The sequence below is a fragment of the Reichenbachiella sp. genome, assembly GCF_039969095.1.
Taxonomy (GTDB): domain Bacteria; phylum Bacteroidota; class Bacteroidia; order Cytophagales; family Cyclobacteriaceae; genus Reichenbachiella.
The window spans coordinates 438,707-461,046 of sequence record NZ_JBDVOL010000010.1 but is presented as its reverse complement, the minus strand read 5'-3'; the positions used below and the strand labels follow the sequence as shown (position 1 = coordinate 461,046).

The 22,340-nt window shown below is 38.9% G+C and carries 14 protein-coding genes; 12 read left to right on the top strand and 2 right to left on the bottom strand.

Going from position 1 to position 22,340, the window contains the following annotated elements; all coding sequences use genetic code 11:
• Window positions 1–51 precede the first annotated feature (51 nt).
• From ABJH98_RS05200 to ABJH98_RS05175, 6 genes are all read left to right on the top strand, one after another.
• The gene (locus tag ABJH98_RS05200; protein ID WP_348306571.1) at window positions 52–1,038 is read left to right on the top strand and encodes a homocysteine S-methyltransferase family protein; all 987 of its coding nucleotides are present in this window, start codon (window positions 52–54) and stop codon (window positions 1,036–1,038) included.
• Between the two features lie 3 nt (window positions 1,039–1,041).
• The gene (gene metH, locus ABJH98_RS05195; protein WP_348306570.1) at window positions 1,042–3,762 is read left to right on the top strand and encodes a methionine synthase; all 2,721 of its coding nucleotides are present in this window, start codon (window positions 1,042–1,044) and stop codon (window positions 3,760–3,762) included.
• A gap of 66 nt (window positions 3,763–3,828) precedes the next feature.
• Entirely contained in the window at window positions 3,829–4,470 is a 642-nt protein-coding gene (locus ABJH98_RS05190; protein WP_348306569.1) for a peroxiredoxin, read from the top strand.
• 110 nt (window positions 4,471–4,580) lie between these two features.
• Entirely contained in the window at window positions 4,581–5,537 is a 957-nt protein-coding gene (gene metF, locus ABJH98_RS05185; RefSeq protein WP_348306568.1) for a methylenetetrahydrofolate reductase [NAD(P)H], read from the top strand.
• 29 nt (window positions 5,538–5,566) lie between these two features.
• Window positions 5,567–6,379, top strand: a complete 813-nt coding sequence (locus ABJH98_RS05180; protein WP_348306567.1) for a PhzF family phenazine biosynthesis protein — start codon at window positions 5,567–5,569, stop codon at window positions 6,377–6,379.
• 86 nt (window positions 6,380–6,465) lie between these two features.
• Window positions 6,466–6,873: an EF-hand domain-containing protein gene (locus tag ABJH98_RS05175; protein ID WP_348306566.1), complete on the top strand. Its 408-nt coding sequence runs from the start codon at window positions 6,466–6,468 to the stop codon at window positions 6,871–6,873.
• Between the two features lie 50 nt (window positions 6,874–6,923).
• Here the strand turns inward: ABJH98_RS05175 and ABJH98_RS05170 are convergent, their stop codons facing one another.
• Both ABJH98_RS05170 and ABJH98_RS05165 read right to left on the bottom strand, forming a co-directional pair.
• Complete coding sequence (locus ABJH98_RS05170; protein ID WP_348306565.1) at window positions 6,924–8,150, bottom strand: hypothetical protein; 1,227 nt, start codon at window positions 8,148–8,150, stop codon at window positions 6,924–6,926.
• Window positions 8,137–10,467 carry a DUF2339 domain-containing protein gene (locus ABJH98_RS05165; RefSeq protein ID WP_348306564.1) on the bottom strand — a complete coding sequence of 777 codons (2,331 nt, stop codon included), beginning with the start codon at window positions 10,465–10,467 and terminating at the stop codon, window positions 8,137–8,139. Before ABJH98_RS05165 ends, ABJH98_RS05170 begins: the two co-directional genes overlap by 14 nt.
• Before the next feature lie 343 nt (window positions 10,468–10,810).
• Between ABJH98_RS05165 and ABJH98_RS05160 the strand changes: the two genes are divergently transcribed.
• From ABJH98_RS05160 to ABJH98_RS05135, 6 genes are all read left to right on the top strand, one after another.
• Complete coding sequence (locus ABJH98_RS05160) at window positions 10,811–12,112, top strand: DEAD/DEAH box helicase (RefSeq protein ID WP_348306563.1); 1,302 nt, start codon at window positions 10,811–10,813, stop codon at window positions 12,110–12,112.
• A 111-nt stretch (window positions 12,113–12,223) separates the two neighbouring features.
• A complete protein-coding gene (gene rlmF / locus ABJH98_RS05155) occupies window positions 12,224–13,195 on the top strand; it encodes a 23S rRNA (adenine(1618)-N(6))-methyltransferase RlmF (RefSeq protein ID WP_348306562.1) in 972 nt (323 codons plus the stop codon).
• Between the two features lie 273 nt (window positions 13,196–13,468).
• On the top strand, window positions 13,469–13,669 hold the full coding sequence (locus ABJH98_RS05150; RefSeq protein WP_348306561.1) for a helix-turn-helix transcriptional regulator: 201 nt from the start codon (window positions 13,469–13,471) through the stop codon (window positions 13,667–13,669).
• A 7-nt stretch (window positions 13,670–13,676) separates the two neighbouring features.
• The gene (locus ABJH98_RS05145) at window positions 13,677–16,946 is read left to right on the top strand and encodes a helicase-related protein (RefSeq protein WP_348306560.1); all 3,270 of its coding nucleotides are present in this window, start codon (window positions 13,677–13,679) and stop codon (window positions 16,944–16,946) included.
• 12 nt (window positions 16,947–16,958) lie between these two features.
• Entirely contained in the window at window positions 16,959–20,378 is a 3,420-nt protein-coding gene (locus ABJH98_RS05140) for an Eco57I restriction-modification methylase domain-containing protein (RefSeq protein ID WP_348306559.1), read from the top strand.
• Window positions 20,375–22,339, top strand: a complete 1,965-nt coding sequence (locus ABJH98_RS05135; protein WP_348306558.1) for an AAA family ATPase — start codon at window positions 20,375–20,377, stop codon at window positions 22,337–22,339. Before ABJH98_RS05140 ends, ABJH98_RS05135 begins: the two co-directional genes overlap by 4 nt.
• Window position 22,340 lies beyond the last annotated feature (1 nt).

Sequence of the window (22,340 nt, the reverse complement as noted above, 5' to 3'; positions counted from 1 at the left end):
AGCATTTGGCTCAAAAGCATTCGCTATTCAAATTTTAAATATTTGAAGAATATGAATATTCTAGATATTCTAAAGGAGAGAATATTAGTCTTGGACGGTGCCATGGGAACCATGATCCAACGATATGGATTGGAAGAAAAAGACTTCAGAAATGAAGAATTGAAAGATCACGAAATTCCATTAAAAGGGAATAATGATTTGCTTTCCGTTACACGTCCTGATGTAATTAAAGAAATCCATGCGGCTTACTTCACAGCTGGAGCAGACATCATTGAAACGAATACTTTTGGCAGTACGTGGGTGGCTCAAGCTGATTATAAACTGGAAGACTGGGTCTACAGAATTAACTACGAATCAGCAAAAATTGCTAAAGAAGTAGCTGAGGAATTTACAAGTCAAAACCCTGATAAGCCACGATTTGTAGCTGGATCTATGGGTCCGACTAACCGTTTGGCTTCCATGTCCCCCAACGTAAATGACCCTGGCTACAGAGCCATCACTTTTGATCAGTTGCTTGAAGCTTTTGGCAATCAGGCCAAAGCTCTACTCGATGGCGGTGCTGACATTTTGTTGGTAGAAACCATCACAGATACACTGAATTCGAAAGCAGCCTTAATGGCCATCGACCAAATCGCTGAAGAAAGAGGTATCCGCATACCAATTATGGTATCCGGTACGATCACTGATGCCAGTGGAAGAATATTGTCTGGACAAAATACGGAAGCCTTCCTGATCTCTGTGTCTCATTTAGAATTAATGAGTATCGGTTTGAATTGTGCATTGGGAGCAAGAGAATTGAAACCGTATCTAAGTACGCTTTCGAACAAGTCGAAATTCAATATTAGTGCCCATCCGAATGCAGGCTTACCCAACGAATTTGGTGAGTATGATGAAACTCCTGAAGACATGGTAGATCAGATCAAAGAATTTTTAGATGATGGATTGATCAACATCATTGGAGGGTGCTGTGGTACTACTCCAGATCATATCAAGGCCATTGCTGAGCTGGCGTCCAATTACAAACCTCGAGTAGCCTAAATCATGAATATACATCCAGAATATCCAGGAAGATACGAATACAAGTGGCATGCTCATGATCCAATGAAATTAAGTGGATTAGAACCACTGATAGTAACGCCAGACATGAACTTTATCAATGTCGGTGAAAGAACCAATGTCACTGGGTCAAGAAAATTCCTTAGACTGATCAAAGAAGAAAAGCATGAGGAAGCACTTGAAGTAGCTAGAAATCAAGTGGAAGGTGGAGCACAAATCATTGATGTGAATATGGATGAGGGCATGCTCGATGGTGTTGAAACCATGACCAAGTTCCTCAATTTGATGGCAGCTGAACCAGACATTGCCAGAATTCCTGTGATGATAGATTCATCCAAATGGGAAATCATTGAGGCAGGGCTCAAATGCACACAAGGAAAGTCAGTAGTCAATTCCATCAGTTTGAAAGTGGGCGAAGAAGAATTCATACGACAAGCCAAACTCATCAAACAATACGGCGCAGCAGTAATCGTGATGGCATTTGATGAAGATGGCCAAGCCGACAACTACGAAAGAAGAATAGAAATCGTCAAGCGCTCCTATGAGCTTATGACAGGTCCTAAAATCAATTTCAAACCAGAAGACATCATCTTCGATTTGAACATTTTTCCGGTGGCCACAGGAATGGAAGAGCATAGAAAAAATGCACTTGACTTCTTCCAGGCTACCCGATGGGTGCGCGAAAACCTACCAGCTGCACACGTGAGCGGCGGCGTAAGTAATGTGTCTTTCTCTTTCAGAGGAAACAATCCAGTAAGGGAAGCGATGCACTCTGCTTTCTTGTATCACGCCATTGGTCAAGGCATGGACATGGGCATCGTAAATCCTGCTATGCTGGAAGTGTATGACGACATTCCTAAAGACCTGTTGGAGCATGTGGAAGATGTATTGTTCGACCGCAGAGACGACGCCACCGAACGTTTGCTGGACTTTGCGGAAACTGTAAAAGGTAGCGGTAAAGTTGAAAAGAAAAACGATGAGTGGAGAGCACTTCCTGTTGCTAAAAGGATAGAACATGCTTTAGTAAAAGGCATTGTAGAATTTATAGATGAGGACACAGAAGAAGCACGACAAAGTTTTGAAAGGCCACTTCATGTCATAGAAGGTCCGCTGATGGACGGCATGAATGTCGTTGGAGACCTATTTGGGGAAGGCAAAATGTTCTTGCCACAAGTAGTAAAAAGTGCCCGAGTGATGAAAAAGGCGGTGGCTTACCTGACGCCCTATCTCGAAGCAGAAAAATCCGAAGGCGCAGCTCAGAATGCAGGCACCGTACTATTAGCTACTGTGAAAGGTGACGTACATGATATTGGGAAAAATATCGTGGGCGTAGTAATGGCATGTAATAACTACGAAATAGTTGATATGGGCGTGATGGTGCCCAATGAGAAAATATTAGAAAAAGCCAGAGAGGTAAATGCAGATGTTATCGGTCTCAGTGGATTGATCACACCTTCGTTGGACGAAATGGTAGATTTCGCCAAATTATTGGAAAAAGAAAAAGCCACTTTTCCTTTGCTCATAGGTGGAGCTACCACTTCAAGAATTCATACGGCAGTGAAAGTCGATCCGTGCTACAGTGGGCCTGTCATCCATGTATTGGATGCTTCGAGAAGTGTGCCCGTAGCTGGTGATTTATTGAATTCTAAAAAGGATGCCTTCGTGGCAAAGACTAAGAAAGAGTATCAGGAAGCAAGAGAAAATCACGCTGGCAGGACTAAAGCAAAAAATTACATCCCTTTTGAAGAAGCGAAAGCCAACTCATTTAAAATAGACTGGGGAACTAGTGAAATCAAAAAGCCAAATTTCATAGGTAACAAGACTTTCAACAACTTCCCTCTGGAAGAAATTAGAAAGTATATTGATTGGACGCCGTTTTTTCAGACTTGGATGCTCAAAGGCAAATACCCCAAGATCCTACAGGATGAAGTCATTGGCGAACAAGCCACGGAGCTATACAACGATGCCAACAAAATGCTGGATGAAGTGATCGCCAAAAGAAGCCTTCAGGCCAATGGCGTCATTGGCATCTACCCTGCCAACAATACAAATGGGGATGACATCAAAATTTCAGACCGTTCAGGCAAGGAATTGACCACCTTCCATTTCCTTCGTCAACAAGGAAAAAAAGGAACCAACATCGCCAATATGTCTTTAGCCGATTTTGTAGCACCTGAGTCATCGAGCAAGCAAGACTACATGGGTGGGTTCGCCGTAACCGCAGGCCTCGGTATTGAAAAATTGATTGAAAAATACGAAAAAGAACATGATGATTACCATGCGATAATGATCAAGGCAATAGCTGATCGGTTGGCGGAAGCTTTTGCTGAACTGATGCATGAAAAAGTCAGAAAAGAACTTTGGGGCTATGCTTCGGATGAAACTTTTGACAATGAACATCTAATCAGTGAAAAATATGCCGGTATCAGACCAGCACCAGGTTATCCAGCCTGTCCAGATCATACCGAGAAGCCGATCTTATTCAACCTACTGGATGCAGAAAATGAAACGGGTATTATACTCACTGAGTCGAATGCCATGTATCCTGCTGCTTCCGTCAGTGGTTTCTATTTCGCGAATGCTGAATCCAAGTACTTTGGATTAGGCAAAATAGCAAAAGACCAAGTAGAAGAATACGCCCGAAGAAAAGGAATGACATTGGAAGAAACTGAAAAGTGGCTCTCTCCAAACTTGAATTATAATTAATAGCATGGTTGAGTTTGAATATAACAGACATAACCAAATAAACTTATATACTTAAACATTAATATCATGAGTACGATACGATTAGGTGACGAAGCACCAAACTTTACGGCACAATCCACTGCAGGAGATATCAATTTTCACGAATGGCTGGGGGACAGTTGGGGGATCTTATTTTCGCACCCTGCAGACTATACACCAGTGTGCACCACTGAACTAGGTACCGTGGCTAAGTACAAACCTGAGTTTGACAAAAGAAATGTAAAAGTAGCAGCGCTAAGTGTGGATGGATTAGAATCTCATAACGGATGGGTGAAAGACATCAACGAAACACAGGACACTACAGTCAATTTTCCAATTATTGCAGATGAAGACAGAAACGTGTCTACGCTGTACGACATGATTCACCCAAATGCAAATGACAAATTAACCGTAAGGTCTGTATTCGTAATTGGAGCTGACAAAAAGGTCAAATTGATCATCACCTACCCTGCTTCTACTGGCAGAAATTTCGACGAGCTGCTGAGGGTAATCGACTCACTACAGTTGACTGCCTACCACAAAGTAGCCACACCAGCCAACTGGAACAATGGCGACGATTGTGTGATTGTACCAGCAGTGGCCAATGAAGATATTCCATCTTTATTCCCGAAAGGTCACAAGGAAGTAAAACCTTATTTGAGACTGACTCCTCAACCAAATTTGAATTAAAAGAACAAAAGAGATGGACAGCTTTGTCCATCTCTTTTCCTTGCTTTACAAAAAACCTGAAATAAAAGGCAAACACTATAGGCTATTGGTCCATAGACTAAAAGAGACAAATGAAAGTAACCGAACATATCACAAACGCCAAGGGTAATACCCTTTTCTCATTGGAAATCATTCCGCCAAGGAAAGGGGAAAATATTCAGAACATATTTGATCACCTCGATCCTTTGATGGAATTCAAACCGCCGTTTATTGATGTGACCTATCATCGTGAGGAGTACGTTTATAAAAAACATCCGAACGGACTTTTAGAAAAAAAGACGACTCGGAAAAGACCAGGGACAGTAGGGATTTGTGCGGCATTAAAACATAGGTACAATGTAGATCCTGTGCCTCATATCATTTGTGGTGGATTCAATAAGGAAGAGACTGAAAATGCATTGATTGATCTGAATTTCTTGGGAATTGACAATGTATTAGTGCTTCGCGGAGATGCCATCAAATCTGAATCTAAATTCACTCCTGAACCTGAAGGCAACGACTATGCCATCGACCTACTTCATCAGGTAAAAGGCATGAATGAAGGGAATTATTTGGATGATGAAATGGAAAATGCCAACCCTACTGATTTTTGTATTGGCGTGGCTGGTTATCCAGAAAAGCACTTCGAAGCACCAAGTTTAAATTCAGACTTGAAATATCTGAAGCAAAAAGTGGATGCTGGTGCCGAATACATTGTTACTCAGATGTTCTTCGACAATCAGAAGTTTTTTGATTTCGAAAAAAAATGCAGGGAGATCGGGATTAATGTCCCAATTATTCCGGGTCTGAAGCCATTCAAAACCAAAAACCAATTGAGCGTACTGCCAAGTTTCTTTAAAATAGACTTACCGGATGATCTGGTAGATGCGGTTGAAAAGTGTAAAGACAACAAAGAGGTTCAGCAAGTGGGAATTGAATGGGGAATTAAACAATCTCAGGAGTTGAAAGATCATGGTGTTCCTGTATTGCACTATTACTCCATGGGCAAATCTTCTAGTGTTCAAAAGATCGCGAAGGCGGTTTTTTAATTTAGCTTAAACATATTAGCAAGAATACTATGGGGCTCAAAGCATTTATTGTCGATTCTTTCACGAATGAACTCTTTAAAGGAAACCCTGCAGGGGTATGTATTCTAGATCATTCATTAGATGAAAGTCTTATGCAGGCTGTCGCTACTGAATTCAACCTTTCAGAAACGGCATTTGTTCAGAGGTCAAATCAGAAAGACAACCACTATCATATCAGATATTTTACTCCTACTGTGGAAGTTGATTTTTGTGGACATGCTACATTAGCTGCTTCTAAAGTTCTATTGAAAGAGTCTAATCAAGACATCGTATCCTTTACAACATATAAAGACTTAGAACTTAACGCAATGAAAGAAGGTGAATCAGTTGTAATGCAGTTTCCATTATACGACACCATTGAAGATCAACCTAATCAAAGATTACTGAATGCTTTTGGTATTAGTAAACCAATTTCTGTTCAATTTGCCGAATCACTCGATATGCTAGTAATTGAAGTCGAAAGCAAAGAAGCCCTACTGGCAATCAAACCAGACTTTCACGAAGCAATCAAGAGTTCGAATAAGATTAAAGAATTAGTAATTACAGCTAAATCTGACGATCAAAATTACAATTTCTATTCCCGATGCTTTTGCCCTTGGATCGGAATCGATGAAGATCCTGTGACCGGTGCTTCACATTCAGTTTTGGCCAAATACTGGGGTCAAAAACTGAATAAGCAAGAATTATCAGCTTTTCAACTTTCTGATCGAGGTGGATACTTAAACCTCAAAATCATTGATGACTCAACCCTTGAAGTCAGAAGCAATGCTAAAATAGTTCTTCAAGGAATGCTCGAAATTTAAGATTAATCAATACATTTTTTTCATTAAGAATAAACCTTTTGATCCTTCTAAAGTCTAATAGGCTTTAAATCAAAAATTCTAATAAAATGAAAGTATTAATGTTAAAGATGAGCGCTGTAGCACTTGCAGTACTTATCAGTTTTCAAATCCAAGCAAAACAAGATCGACCAGACAAGGAAGAGATCTTTGCCAAATTGGATGTGAGCAAAGATGGTCAACTAGACAAAAACGAATTCAAATCTGGAGGCAAGAAGCTCAGAGAGGAGAAAAAAGATTCTCGTGACCCCAGAAAAGCCTTTGATAAAATGGACTCAGATAAAAGTGGGGCTATCGAGTTTGATGAATTTGAAAAAATGAGTAACGCAAGAAGTGAAAGACCAGCACCTCCTTCTCCAGATGAGTTATTTGAGAAAATGGATGTGGACAACGATGGTTTTGTGAGCTTGGAAGAATTCAAAGCGCACAAAGGACCAGAACGAAAAGGGAAAAATTAATATTATCGGTTCAATTTCACTCAGAGTTACTCGAAGAGAACTCTGAGTACTTATTTCCCAATCTCCTTCACCATTTTCAAAGAAATATAGATCAACGCGAAGCCTACCACTGCAATGACAAACCAGACCAAATACTTATTATTCCAAAAGCCCTTTTGAACAGGGTCTTCTATTGAAGCTATATTTTCTATTACACCATGGCTGATTAATGGGATATTGGCTGGTATCTGACTTGCAAATGCTTTGAGATCATAATCTGGTTTCACCAAAGACTTATCCCCCAATTTCATCGAATAAGTCATGGACGGCAATAATTCTACCACCAAATACTTGTTCAGATAGGAAGCAGAAACAGATTCCACTTTGAGCGGATGATTGTCTCGATTGTCAATTTGAATTTGTAGCTCTTGAGCTACTGTACCTCTAAAAGCCATTTTATTTTCACTATTCGAATTCAATTCAAACAAACCAATGGAATGAAAGTATTCATACTTATTTTTCTTACGATCCACTCCTTCTCTTTTCACTAAAACATGAGCCTGTCTTAAATAAAACTCTTCTCCACTCAATACCAATTGAAGCTCTTCGAGATATCTAGGCTCAGGAAATTTGATGTGAATAGTCGACTGCTTCAAACTATCCCTTTGGGAAATAATTGGGCAATTGAAACGGGTAGAGAGGCCTTTGACTTGTTGCGTATCATAATAGCCCACTTTCAGGATGTTTATAGGCAGCTTCCAATTGTCATTGATCTCTAATTTGAAATAGCCATAATCGCTTAATGGAAAGTTCAGCATTTTCATTTCAGAAGTCTTCTCTTCGCTTTGCATGGCATGCAACAAGTAATTATCCTTAATCACATACCAATTCTCCAAATCATCGCTTCCGCTTAACCTGGCTCGTTTTTTTACATCTGTGTTTTTCACCAAGAAGCTTATATTGTCAATAGGCTCCTTAGTGGGGTTGCTAAAAATCAAATGAGAAATCGCATCTTGCTTGTAGGCCTTATCCGTGATCTCATATTCCTTAAATAAGGAACGGGTAGAAGCTTTTGATTCGTTTCTTTTGATATAAGCTTGCTCTTCTCCTTCATTATCAAACACTCTGAGATCGCTCCAATCGTTGGCTGTTCGACCAAGTAATTCTGGAGAAAGTAGCACGCGATAGTATCCAGAATCAGCAACAACTGGTAAGTCTGCTGTAAATTTAAATTCTTGTCCAAAAGCTAAAGTGCTCCAAAGCAAGACAACTACGCCAACGATCTTACTTTTCATCATCTTGAATAATAAATTTTAATTTTTGGTACAGGAACGAAATCAATAATAAAATTACACCTAATAAGATAAAAGAGATGATTTTACCCGTTGAGTTGCCAGCCAAATCATAGAAAAACAACTTAACAATAGTGACAGAAAACACCACCAATGAGGCCAATCTCAAAGGTTTCATTCTGAGTTTCATTCCGACGATCATCAAAACCAATGCAGACAAAGCCCAAACCACTGGATAAACCGATCTGACTGCGCCATCAAATGCTTCATACTCTTCCTTACCTGAACCAAACTGGTAGAGCATAGACAAATGCCCCACCTCTACCGAACTCACGAAAACTCCAATAAAGGCCAAAACCCATAAGGAGATATTTCCGAATTTGGACTGAAAGCCATGCGTCTTTTGAATATACTGGTAACAATGTATCACAATGAATACAAAAAGTATCAACATCACATAATGCCAGTAAAATCCTGTATTTACCCCTTCTTCTAGCAAATAATAGCTCCTTGAGAAGGTGATTTCATTCAGATAAAAGGTGAGATATGACCCAATGGCAAGAACAGAAAGGGCAAAACTTGCTTTCTTAACCATCTCGTTTGGTCTGATTTTAGAAGCTGCAGCTATTAATAATACATAGACATAATTGTACACGCCCAAAAGAATCATCCTTCTTGAATATTCAAAATCGAATCGAAGAAACTGATAATTGAGTTCTAAAAGAAAACCCAAGTAAAACACGATGGCAAAAAGCACACTGAAATTGGACTTCTTCCAAGTGATTTTGATTCCTCTGAATTCAAAAGTCTCGTCCATTTTCATTAAAGTCATAGAACCAATCAAAGAGACAATGGCTACGAAAGAAGCCATAAAAGCTTTGTTCATAAACAAACTAAGAACGATGTAATCATACTTAGGATAGTAGTTTTGTTGCCAATCGATAGATAGACTAATCAGCATTAATAAGGTAATGATCACTGAAGCTGCTTTCATCAGCTGGATACCAGATTTTTGCGAAAGCCATAACAACAATACAGCCTCCAACGACCAGAATAGAGTAATATAATTGCCATCTAACTGGATAGGCGCAATCAAACTCACAAAAGTCAGTACCAGTCCGATCAACAAGAACAGTAGATTCTTGTCAATGTCCTTACGCTTATAAAGCGCAAAAACAAATCCAAAATTGAATAGAGCTACGAGCCCTGCAAATAATCCGCTCAACAAGCCTTCGCTATATCCTTGAACCAACCCTAGCCCAAGACCAAAGTACAAACTCGAATTAGTCAACAACATCATAATTTCTGGATATTTGAACTTCCTTGAATTTTTGACATTGTAGATGATCGTCATCAAATAGAAGATCAAATAGAAAGCGGTAAGGAATAAAAACAAAGGCAGTCTCGTCTCGTCCTGATTGTCTATAAACTTGGTAAAGTAAACCCCGAGAAAGAGCAAATAAGTAAATCCATACGCCAGGTAATTGATCACATTCCATTTTTTGAAATAGACCAAAGTCAGCATTCCAATATCCAGAATTAATATATAAGTAAGCAATACGCTGAAATTGCCCGAGCCCGTGCTCACAAAAAACGGAGTCCCAAATCCACCAATGATCGCCAATACCGCCAATTCTTTTCTATCATAAGCGATAGACAATAGCACACCGAAAGCGGTAATAAAAACCATTATTACGAAAGCCGCCGTCTGAGGAATCAACGCGTATTCGTGAAAGGCCAGTGCTATCGTGAAATACAGCACAGCTAAAGCACCACCAACTAAGATGGAACTGAACTTGGCAAACGAGGTTCGCATATAATGCGCCAATCCGATCATCCCTCCTCCAATCAACACGCCAATGGCTACGCGCATCGCTTCAGTGATCACTTCATTGTCGATTCCCAGCTTCACCAGAAATCCCATCCCAATAACGAAAATTACGATACCGACTTTACTCAGAAGGTTTTCACCAATGAACTTCTCCAAATCGGGATTTCGTTCCATAAAAGATGGACGAGGCGGTTTGCTTACTACTTTCTTTTTAGGCGCAACTGGCGTCGCTTTTGGTTTTTGAGATTGCGCAATCAATTCCTTGACATGATCAGGCACTTGCTCTTTCACTTCTTCTTTTGGAGGTTCTGGAGCTGGTTTTGGTTTTTCTACTACCGCTCTTTTGACTGGTGCTATGGATTTAACCTTCTCTTCACCAATTACATCATCATGTATCTGTTTGACTCTTCTATCAATTTTATCTACACGGTCCATCAGTCGGACAATCATGATCAAGAGAATAACTAAAAGCAGTATAATAAATCCTTCCATTTAGCGATGGTTAATAGTTGCGGGATCACCCAAATCTTAAAACTCGACAAGATAACTTTTTCTTTGTTCTTGTCGCAAAAAATAGCCAACTAGTCATGGCTGATTTTCAAAGCAACAGAATTTAGAACAGCCTCCAGCTTTTCCAAAGTTATTATATTCAATGACCTCAAATGTTTTGACGTTTTAGGAAATGACTGTAGGTGAAACTTTGGAAAAGTTCATCTGCCGAAATGAACCATAAATGGCACTTAATTTTTATAAAATACAATTCCTAAGTACCTGATACGCTGTCAGTGGTTCTACCAATTATATCGCTAGCTTTGCACCTCAAATTTCAACACCCATGGAAAAGTTCTCTTCAAGTAATCTGCATCTCAACATAAAAAAAGCCTTAGCAGAAAAAGGCATCGAAATACCCAGTGAGATTCAAGCCAAAACAATCCCCGTTTTGATGACGCACGAAGGTGATTTCATAGGACGATCAGCTACTGGCACTGGCAAAACCTATGCTTACGGTGCACCCCTTTTGTCCAAAATAGACCCTGCCATGGGCAAGGTACAAGCCGTAGTACTCGTGCCCACTCGTGAGCTCTGTGAGCAGGTCGGCAAGGAATTATCTTTTTTGTCCAAATACATACCCAACCTCAAAACAGAATCTATCTATGGTGGCGTTTCATTAAAAACTCAAATCCATGATTTAAGCAATGGCACCCATATCGTAGTCGCTACGCCAGGGCGATTGATGGATTTAGTCAATAGAAAAGTCGTGCATCTCGAAACTTTGAAATACGTGGTTTTTGATGAAGCTGACGAGATGCTATTCAAAGGATTTCAAACTGATATAGATAAGATTTTGGCTACCGCCAATCGAACGTATTCTACTTGGTTGTTTTCGGCTACCATGCCAGATGAAGTCAACAGTTTGATCAAGAAGTATTTGCATAAAGACTTAATCAAAGTCTTGGTAGGTAAAGCGGAAACTCCAAATGCAGGCATTCAACATCAGCTCATTGAATTAGCGGCGGAACAAAAACTGGATGCCCTATTACAATATCTACAGCGATACAGTGCTGAGAAGTGTATCATTTTTTGCAGAACCAAATCTGGCGTACAGAAACTTTACAAGCAGCTTTCGGCCAATAAATTTAGCTGCGGAGCCATCCACGGTGATTTACCACAGGGTCTTCGAAACAAAGTCATGGAACAATTCAAGGCCGGCAGTATCAAAACTTTGATTGCGACGGATGTGGCTTCTCGTGGCGTGGATATCGAAAGTGTGGGTATTGTTTTTCAATACCACGTGCCTGACACAAAAGAATCCTACACTCACCGCAGTGGTAGAACTTCACGTGCCGGAAAAACTGGCATCAGTTTAACTTTCATTTTCCCAGAGGAAAGAGAAAAGTGGGATGAAATTCAAAAAGGGCTAAGTTTGAAATTCAAAACCATGCCGGTACCGAGCCACAAGGATCAACTGGTCGGTAAAGCGATGGTTTGGGCACAAAAAATAGCCAAATCAAAACCCGTCGGCGATAAACTGGATGCAGCGACGAAACAAGAATTCAAAAATCAATTGAATCATTTGTCGAAAGAAGAACTACTAGAGAAGTTGTTGGCGACGTACCTTAGAGAGCAGCAGGGGTAAACACCATTCAGTTGTCATTTCGACTGAAGGGAGAAATCTTAACATACCTACAAGACGCTAATGAAATTTCTCCGCTGCGCTGCGAAATGACAAACAAAAGCTTATAAAAAAATGGGAGGCAAAAAGAAACAAGAAAAATCAAGGCCTACGCTGCATGTTCGAAACAAACACACAGGAAGGTACGATTTCGAGGCACTGAAAGCAGCACTTCCAGCACTTGTGGAGCATGTCCGCCCCAACCTGCATGGCGACGATTCTGTCGACTTCGCTAATCCAGAAAGTGTGAAAGTGCTCAACAAAGCACTACTCAAGCTCCAATATCAGATAGATAGCTGGGACCTACCAGAAGGCTATCTGTGCCCACCGATTCCTGGGCGAGCGGATTACATCCATCACATGGCAGATTGGCTTTGTAGTCATAACTACGGTCGGATTCCTACTGGCCAAAAGATCACTTGTTTGGACATTGGTGTGGGTGCCAGCTGCATCTATCCGATCATTGGTCAGAAGGAATATGGTTGGCAGTTTATCGCCTCGGATATCGACGAAAAGTCACTGGCCTCCTCACAAAAGATTGTAGATCAGAACCCCAGCCTCAAGGGCAAAATAGCATTCAGACGGCAACCCGACCCCAAAGACATCATCTATGGTATTCTGTCCAAAGAAGATAGAGTGGACTTGTCTATTTGCAACCCTCCTTTTCACGCTTCCGCGGAAGAAGCTCAAAAAGGTTCACTCCGAAAAGTAAACCATCTCAATAAAGAAAAATCCAAAAAAGCAACACTCAACTTTGGCGGACAAAGCAACGAACTCTGGTGCGACGGTGGAGAAAATAAATTCATCAGAGAGATGGTTCGCCAGAGCAGCAACTTCCCCGAATCCTGCTTTTGGTACTCCTCGCTCGTATCCAAACAGAGCAATCTCAAAAGCATTTATGAAGCCCTCGACAAAGCCAAAGCCACGATCGTCCACACCATCCCTATGGGACAAGGCAACAAGTCCAGCCGCATCGTGACATGGACTTTCCTATCGAAAGAACAACAAAAAAAGTGGAAGGATCTGAAGTGGAATAACAGAAAGTAATTGCAGATAACTTAGATTTGAGCAAGACATAATAGATATATAGTCACCTTTGTCTACATATCACTACGTTGTATGCCATGAGTGTAGAGTAAAAACCCACCGCACATTTTAGCACATTTGGTTTTTGCCACCGCACAAAACCCACCCAAAAAAACCAAAAGAGCTAAAATCAGCCCGCGCTCGGTGGACGATAGTAATCCGAACTATTTTTATATTGAAAAACGAGATATATAAAATTTAAATACTATCTTGGCTGGATAATTTTAGACGGATATGAACCGAATAAAGGAAGTACTTGACGAGAAGGGAATTAAGCAGACTTGGCTGGCTGAAAAGCTAGGTAAGAGTTACAATATGGTGAATGGATATGTGCAAAACAGACAGCAACCAAGGTTGGAAATCCTCTTTGATATAGCCAAAATTCTTGGTGTTGATCCAAAGGAACTTTTAAAATCGGACGGAGCTGAAAAGTGAAATAGAAATGGCAACAAACTTCTTTACAAACCAAGGCGAGAATACACTCTACAAAAAATTTGTAGGCGTATTTGAGCACATGCAAAACATTGAATATTTCAAGTCAGTCATAGGCTATTTTAGAGCTTCAGGGTATTTCGCTATTCGTCAACATTTTCCAGAAGATCTAAAAGTAAAAATCATTGCAGGAATAAATGTTGACCCTTTTATTGCATTGGCTCAGAAACAAGGACTTCTATTTAATCTCAATGCCAAAGATACCAAAGAAACATTTATTCAATCCATTCAAGAAGATATAATTAATGCCAAATACGGTAAGAATATCGAAGAGGGAATTTTACAGTTAATAAGTGATATAGCTGAAGGGCGAATTGAAATAAGAGCTCACAATTCAAAAAAGCTGCATTCCAAATTCTATATTTTTCTATCACCCAACTTCAATGAGCACAATCCTAACGGAATGGTGATTATGGGGTCATCAAACCTATCTGCTCAAGGTTTGGGGCTAGAAGCCGTGCAGTTCAACTATGAAATGAATGTTGAACTACGAGATTATGATAATGTAAAATATGCTAACACAGAATTCGAAAAACTTTGGGAGCACAGCACACCTATTCTTCCAGTTGATGCGCCATCATTACTTAAGAAAACCTACCTCGATGCTACTCCCACGCCATTTGAATTATATGTGAAATTCCTAATAGAATTTTTCGGGAAAAATATTGAATATGACCCAGACAGCATTAGTGACATACCTCTGAAAAAATTCAAGAAATTGAGTTATCAGATTGATGCTGTAAATCAAGGGTATGAATTACTACAAAAGCACAATGGCTTCTTTTTGGCTGATGTGGTTGGTACTGGCAAAACAGTCATGGCAGCTTTACTCGCTAAGAAATTCATTATTAATAATGGCCCGAAAACCAGAATTCTAATCGTTTATCCTCCAGCAATAGAGAAGAACTGGAAAAGCACATTTAAAGAATTCAGGATTGAAGAGAAGTGCGATTTCATTTCTAACGGTAGTCTTCTAAAGATTGTAGATGGCGACCATAATTATGCAGATAAAGAACGCTATGATTTGATTCTGGTTGATGAAGCACATAAGTTCAGAAATCATAGAAGTCAGCAATTCGAGAATTTGCAAATCATCTGTAAATCAGGCCGAGAGTATATTGGAGGTGTTGAAGGCTTTGAAAAAAAGGTGGTACTTATATCAGCCACTCCTTTAAATAATAAGCCAGAGGATCTTTACTATTTGATTTCGTTATTTCAGGACATCAGAAACAGTAACCTGAACGAACCGAATTTGCAGAAATATTTCTACCCCCATATTATTCAGTACAAAATGCTTATTAAACAATCACCTCTTGATTTACAGGCGATTCAAGATATTTTCACTGATATCAAAGACAAAGTCATCAAAGACATTACCATCCGAAGAACAAGAACTGATTTAGTAAAAAATGAACGCTATCAGAAAGACTTAAAAGAGCAAGGAATTTCTTTTCCAGATGTAGCAGACCCTTTTGCGAATGAATATGAATTACCGAATGACTTGGCAAGTCTTTTTATGGATACAGCAAACAGCATTATTGATAAGGACAAAATTGACTTTTTCCGTTATCAAGCTATTGCATATCTAACAGATGAAGCCAATAACGGGCTATACCAAAGTGCTCAGACAATTTCACGTTCACTTGCCTTCATCATGCAAACGCAATTAATCAAGCGTTTGGAAAGTAGTTTTCATGCTTTTAAGAACTCATTAGGGAAGATAACCGCATCAACTAAGCAAATGATTGAAATGTATGAAAGGGACAGTGTTTTCATTGCCCCGGATTTGGACATTTCTGATTTGATTAACAAGGGTTATACAGACGAAGAGATTGAAATCGAGATCTTGAAAATTGACGATGAAAAACCCAAGAATAAGAAATTCAAACAGTCCGAATTCAAAAAAGGATTCATACAAGGACTTAGAAACGACTATGAGCATTTGTTTGCCCTTAATGAAAGATGGCAAGCTGTGGAAGAACACAATGATCCGAAATGGAATGTATTCATTGATTTACTCAAAAATGAGTACTTTGATAAGGACAAAAATGAGTTGGGTAAACTTGTCATCTTCACTGAATCAGCCGATACTTTAAGTTACCTAACTGATCGATTAAGTAAAGAAACTAACTATAAGGTTTTAAGTATTACATCTAAAAACAGGAACAAATCCTTTGAAACCATTCGCGAAAATTTTGACGCCAACTTTGAAGGAACTTTCAGAAACGATTATGACATCATTCTTACCACAGATGTATTGGCTGAGGGTATTAACCTCCATAGAGCCAATGTGATCGTAAACTACGATACACCCTGGAACCCTACTAAACTCATTCAGCGCTTGGGTCGTATCAATCGAATTGGTACAAAAGCTCAATATATCTATAATTATAACTTCTACCCTTCTGAGCACGGAGACAATCGAATTAACCTTCGTCAAAAGTCTTTGGTAAAACTACAAAGTAGCCACAGTGCTTTTGGAGAAGATAATAAGATCTATACATTAGAAGAAATCATTGACCAGTTCCAAATGTTTGAGGAAAAGGAGAATGATAAGGACTTAAGAACTGAATATTTGGAATGGTTACGAAAGTTCCGCGAACAAAACCCTGAACATTTCAATACCATTCGCAAAATGCCACTTAAAGTTCGCTGTATCAGAAAAACTACGAACGCAGAATCTAGTCTAGCCTTTGTGAAAAATGGTGAATACAAGAATATCTATTTGTTCGATGGAAAAAAATCATCTGCCATTCCATTTGAACAAGCTGTAAAAATATTTGAAGCTTCAAAATCAGAAGAAGGTATTTTACCTGTTCCTGATGTGCATTATAATCATATCAACAACATTGTTGACCAATTTGAAAGTGACATCACCACTCCAGAAATGATCGGTGGATCAGAGGATAAGCTTGATGTGAGATCAAACAAGGCTTTGAATGATTTGAATAACTGGATGGCGAATCAGGTGATCTCTTCTCCGGAAGCTATCGAAGCGGGCTCAAATCTAATGCCTTTGCTTAAGTATGGTACATATACCAATTTGACTAATGAAGTGTACAAATTGAGAAATGAGACTAACCCTACAAAGCTAGAAATAGAACTTATCCGGCTTTCTAGAAAGTATACTTCCAAAATAAAGCGTAAGGTAAAAAAGGAAGTGGAACCATTGGAACCATTGGAACCAAAAATTATCATCTCTGAAACTTTTGTTTCCTAAACGAACTGACGAATGACGATAACAGAAATAAGAAATATCCTTGAAAGCCCATATGACCGTAAGGTTTGGTCAAACTTCATTCAAACACAGTTCACTAACAATAAAATGTATGGTAGCGAACAAAAGCTATCACTTTCTGATAATACCATCAGCAAGCATTGTTTGAGTCTTGGTAATTACGAGATCAACGAATACACTAAGATTGGAATCTTCGAAGTAGAGCTGAACGAAAAAGTCAACATCACTCGTAACCGTGTTGCACTTAGAAATCTTACGAAGGATATAACTAAACAGGTAGCAGGTGCCATGGTGGTATTTGTACAAGGTGACAAATGGCGTTTTAGTTACATCAGTAAAAGAAAAGTAAAGAATAAGGACACCAATGAAATAGAAGACAAAGAAACCGCTCCTAAACGTTACACGTACTTATTCGGTAAAAATGAAAAAGCACTAACTGCTGCTATCCGATTTGATAAACTTATTCAAAAGCAGAAAGAAAACATCTTTCAGTTTCTAAATCTCGATGATTTTGAAGAGGCTTTCTCGGTTGAGAAACTTGGTAAAGAATTTTTCAAAAACTACAAAGACAGCTACGAAGATTTTGTTCAATTCCTTACAGGAAAACGCTATGCCAAAAAAGGTAATAAATATACTGAGCAGGTAATCCATGAGCCTGATTGGCAACTCACTGCTTTATTTGGCAAAGACGAAAAACAAGCTCGCGATTTTTGTAAACGAATGATGGGACGCATTGTGTTCTTATATTTCATCCAAAAGAAAGGCTGGCTCTCTGTGACACAAGACAAAAAATGGGGTGAAGGCAATCCAGACTATTTGTTTGATCTTTTTAAAAGGTCAAAAGCTAAAGACGACTTCTACGCTAGTGAACTTGTTCCCTTGTTTTTCAACCGGCTTAATAATGAAGACTCTGAAAATGAGGCTAGAGCGGAACGATTTCCCTATTTGAATGGAGGTCTGTTCGATGACAGCCACGACCGAAACTTTCACAAACTGCATTTACCAGAAGAAGTTTTTGAGAACCTATTTGAAACGTTCAACAATTTCAACTTCACTGTGTACGAGGATGCACCGGATGAACACACGGTGGCTGTAGATCCGGAGATGTTGGGTCACATTTTCGAAAATCTCTTGGAGGATAACCAAGACAAAGGAGCCTTCTACACTCCTAAAGAGATCGTTCACTACATGAGCAAAGAAAGTCTGAAAGCCTACTTGATTGCACATGACGAGCAGCTTTTTGCAGTTGATGATCTAGGGAATTCAACGCTGGATAAGATTATTCATCAACTTGAACTAACCAGTACAGAAAAGCAATTTGCGGAGAAGCATGCTTACAAAATCATCGATGCACTTGATCAAGTAAAGATTTGTGATCCTGCCATTGGCTCAGGGGCCTTCCCAATGGGCTTACTTCAGGAAATATTTAATGCACAAATCTTTTTGCAAGAACTGAAAGGCTTCAAAAAAGGTGTGTCAGATGCTGATATCAAAAAGCACATCATTGAGGAAAGCATTTACGGAGTAGATATAGATGCTGGAGCTGTGGATATTGCCCGCTTACGATTTTGGTTAAGCCTAGTGGTGGACGAACCAGAACCACAGCCCTTGCCTAATCTGGATTTCAAAATAATATGTGCCAACACATTGATTCCATTAGGAGAACTGAGTGGATTCGATATGGAAGCTAAAGCAAGTCTGGCCGTAAAGGAATTGGAAAAACTGCGTCATGACTTTTTTAAAGTGAGCAGCGATAACAAACTAAAGCTAGAACGGCAATTCAAGAAAATACAGAATGACCTATTGAATCTTCGGGAATTAACCACTAAAGAAAACTATGAAATTTATACCAAGCTATACGGCTTCAACCCTTTCGATTTTGAAGCTGCTCCTTGTTCATGGTTTGATTCGTGGTGGATGTTTGGGGTTAAGGATGGTTTTGATATTGTAATTGGGAATCCTCCCTACAGGCAGTTACAAAAAGATGGGGGTAAGTTGGCGAAACTATATCAACCTCATAATTATGACACTTTTGAGCGAACAGGCGATATCTATTCGATCTTTTATGAGCGAGGTGTAGAATTGCTCAAAGAGAAAGGAGTACTCTGCTATATAACTTCCAACAAATGGATGAGAGCTAACTATGGTACTAGTACGCGACAGTTTTTTGCAGAAAAAACTCATCCGCTGTTGGTCATAGATTTTGGCAATGTTCAGGTATTTGATACGGCAACAGTAGATACCAACATTCTTATTTTACAGAACAAGCCAAAGGCATGGAGGCACGAAATAAAAGCTACATATGCTGTTCGTATTACTAATGATTTCAATATAGATGAGCAGAGTTTACAAGAATATGTTCACGATAATGGATATGATCTCACCTCTCTAAGTCATAATGCATGGGTAATAGGTGAAAGGGATATTTATAATATAAAAGAGGTTGTTGAACAGCAAGGAGAACCATTGGGGAATTGGAATATAGTTATTAACTACGGATTAAAAACAGGACTAAATGAAGCTTTCATTATTACAGACGATACGAGAGAGCTGTTAATAGAAAAAGATCGGAATAGTGCAGAAATTATTATGCCACTGTTGAGAGGGAAAGATCTAACAGCATGGTATCCAGATTACAAAAATCTTTGGTTAATCAATGCCCATAATGGAGTCAAGCAGAAGAATATTAATCGTCTAAATATAGAAATAGATTATCCTGCTATATATGAATGGCTTAGCAATTTTAAATCTCAATTAATAAAAAGAAGGGATAAAGGAGATCACTGGACTAACCTAAGAAACTGTGCATATTTAGAGGATTTCGATAAGCCAAAAATTTTATATCCTGAGATCACCAAATACATTCCTTTTATTTATGACGAGGAGGATCACTTTTATGCAAACAATAAAAACTTCATTTTATCAGGCGAGAGGTTAAAGTATCTCACGTGCTTCTTAAATTCTAAAATTTTCAAGTATTGCTTTCTAGATAATTTTCCCGAACTGCAAGGTGGATCAAGAGAACTGAGAAAGGTTTTCATTGAGAAAATCCCAGTGAAGCGAATAACGGATAAGGAAGAAATACCTTTCACCAAAATTGTCGATTATCTCGTAGCGCTGAAGAAGGAGAAATCTACAGAGCCAAATGATCAATTGATGTATGTGTACTTCGAACAGATTGCAAATGCTTTGGTTTTCGAGCTCTATTTTCAGGAAGAATTCCTGTCAAAAGAACTGGTGATTGCCAAGCACGTTTCTGAATTGCCCGACTTGGATAAAAATGAAAAGGCATTACCTCAGCTCCGTAAGATTTATGTTGGCATCAATCAACAACATCATCCATTAAAACAAGGAACGTTTAGCATGTTAGCTATTCCACAGATTGAATTAATCATGAATAGTGACTTGCCATGAAGCGGATCACTAAGATAGAATTCGTGAACTACAAAGCCTTTTATGATACTGGCAGTGATAATAAGATTACCATTCCTGATGGGAAAAGCGTCTTGCTTTATGGAGAAAATGGTAGTGGTAAGTCCAGTATTTACGAAGGGTTAAAGCAATTCATCAGTAGCTCAGACAGCACCGCTGATGTGGCTCCATCACGGCACCTTGCCGTTGCGAAAACACGGGATGATAATGGAACTGAGGTATCAAATGAAGTTTCAGTAAAAGTCACTTTTACGGATACTGCAGGAAGTGAAACCAAAGTATTTGGAGTACCAACATCCAACACACAAGGTGTAAACTACATTTCAAAGTCAAATCTCCTTAATGGTTTTCTTTCATATCGAGAACTTTTGAGAACCTACCTAATGGAGAACCCTAAGGATCGGAAAGAATTTCGATTAAAGTTTGCTCAATTGCTCATTGAAGTAATTCTATCAAAACAGATAAATACTGTTACTCAAAGAACCTTTCAACGTTCTTGGGAAGATCTTCACATCCCAAGAGCATGGTATAAAGAAGATACTCTTGAAAAATTCAACCTTGGTCTTAATTCAGAGGTACAGAAGATCAACCTATTACTTCCCACAATTCTACAATATTTTGAATCAGATTTTCAGACTCAAATTGTTGTAAGTAAGAGTGAAATTGAAAAATATCATTCTCCCAGAATGGATAGATGGGGTAAGTATCCAGCCTGTGAAATTGATCTTGAAGTATCATTATTTGGAGCAAACACGGATAATGATGAAGAAAACCATCTAACTGTCCTAAATGAAGCTCGGTTATCAGCCTTAGCTATTTCTATCTATCTAGCATCTTTAATAAATACTCCACAAGACAACTTTGATTTTAAGATTCTCTTCCTAGATGATATTTTCATTGGACTAGACATGAGTAATAGGTTGCCTCTACTCGAAATATTGAAAAATTTCAAGAAGCCTATTATTGAGCAATTTGTTGATGATCAAAATGATAATGCTATTGTAGAAAGAGTATCGGTTGTTGGTGGTATAGTTCAGACTGAACCCGAGCCATTTTTCAAAACCTACCAAATATTCATTTCAACCTATGACAGGTTTTGGTTTAGTGTGGCAAGGAATTTCCTAGAGACCAAATCCAAAGAGAAGTGGTGTTTTTTAGAGTTGTTTGCCAACCGAAAATCAACCCTCTCATTCAATACCCCTCTTCTCTACTCCTCTCTGAATTATCTGCAAAAGGCAGAACTCTATTACAAAAAACATGATCATACATCTTGTGCAAATCATTTACGAAAAGCAATAGAACAACGACTAAAGGACTTATTACCATCAAATAGACACTATGCTGAATACCCAGATCATGAAACTGGTGTAACTGAAATTAAAAAATTGAGAACTTTAAATCAGTACTTGGAGAAATTCATTTCATACTGTGACGAGCATGGAATTAATGCTTCGGAGTTAGAGGATCTTAAGAACTTAAAAGATTGGTATTTCAACCCATTTTCTCATGACAATATCGGAACACCAATTTTTAAGCGAGAATTGGATTTAGCTAAATCGCTTGTTTATAAGCTGGAGGATTTTCAATTTAATGTGCTTTTGGAAGCTGGGGGAAAACTCTTATTCCGATTTGACGATGGTTCAGGACAAACAAGGGAATACAAAATTGAGCTTCAGGAAAACCTGAGATGGATAAAGTCTGTTGATGGGAACCTGTTGCTAAATGCAGCTATTCAGTGCTACGAATGGACGCAGAATGGCAAAATCCGACAAGTTAATTGGGCTCTAAACGGAACTAATCCTTTAAGAATTATAAGTTTTTATAATAATAAATTGAACCATTTATTGGGACAGGGAGATGAAAATAAAGTACCCATGTCTACCTTCTGGAGTGATTTATACCAAGAAGAAAATAACCAACCTCTCTCCTCCTTAATAACATAGT

What these genes read in the sequence shown, in the direction of transcription:
- ABJH98_RS05180 (WP_348306567.1), top strand. Translation starts at nt 5,567, where the DNA reads ATGGGGCTCAAAGCATTTATTGTCGATTCTTTCACGAATGAACTCTTT.
- ABJH98_RS05165 (WP_348306564.1), bottom strand. Translation starts at nt 10,467, where the DNA reads ATGGAAGGATTTATTATACTGCTTTTAGTTATTCTCTTGATCATGATT.
- ABJH98_RS05135 (WP_348306558.1), top strand. Translation starts at nt 20,375, where the DNA reads ATGAAGCGGATCACTAAGATAGAATTCGTGAACTACAAAGCCTTTTAT.
- ABJH98_RS05140 (WP_348306559.1), top strand. Translation starts at nt 16,959, where the DNA reads ATGACGATAACAGAAATAAGAAATATCCTTGAAAGCCCATATGACCGT.
- ABJH98_RS05175 (WP_348306566.1), top strand. Translation starts at nt 6,466, where the DNA reads ATGAAAGTATTAATGTTAAAGATGAGCGCTGTAGCACTTGCAGTACTT.
- rlmF (WP_348306562.1), top strand. Translation starts at nt 12,224, where the DNA reads ATGGGAGGCAAAAAGAAACAAGAAAAATCAAGGCCTACGCTGCATGTT.
- ABJH98_RS05145 (WP_348306560.1), top strand. Translation starts at nt 13,677, where the DNA reads ATGGCAACAAACTTCTTTACAAACCAAGGCGAGAATACACTCTACAAA.
- ABJH98_RS05200 (WP_348306571.1), top strand. Translation starts at nt 52, where the DNA reads ATGAATATTCTAGATATTCTAAAGGAGAGAATATTAGTCTTGGACGGT.
- metH (WP_348306570.1), top strand. Translation starts at nt 1,042, where the DNA reads ATGAATATACATCCAGAATATCCAGGAAGATACGAATACAAGTGGCAT.
- ABJH98_RS05160 (WP_348306563.1), top strand. Translation starts at nt 10,811, where the DNA reads ATGGAAAAGTTCTCTTCAAGTAATCTGCATCTCAACATAAAAAAAGCC.
- ABJH98_RS05170 (WP_348306565.1), bottom strand. Translation starts at nt 8,150, where the DNA reads ATGATGAAAAGTAAGATCGTTGGCGTAGTTGTCTTGCTTTGGAGCACT.
- ABJH98_RS05190 (WP_348306569.1), top strand. Translation starts at nt 3,829, where the DNA reads ATGAGTACGATACGATTAGGTGACGAAGCACCAAACTTTACGGCACAA.
- metF (WP_348306568.1), top strand. Translation starts at nt 4,581, where the DNA reads ATGAAAGTAACCGAACATATCACAAACGCCAAGGGTAATACCCTTTTC.
- ABJH98_RS05150 (WP_348306561.1), top strand. Translation starts at nt 13,469, where the DNA reads ATGAACCGAATAAAGGAAGTACTTGACGAGAAGGGAATTAAGCAGACT.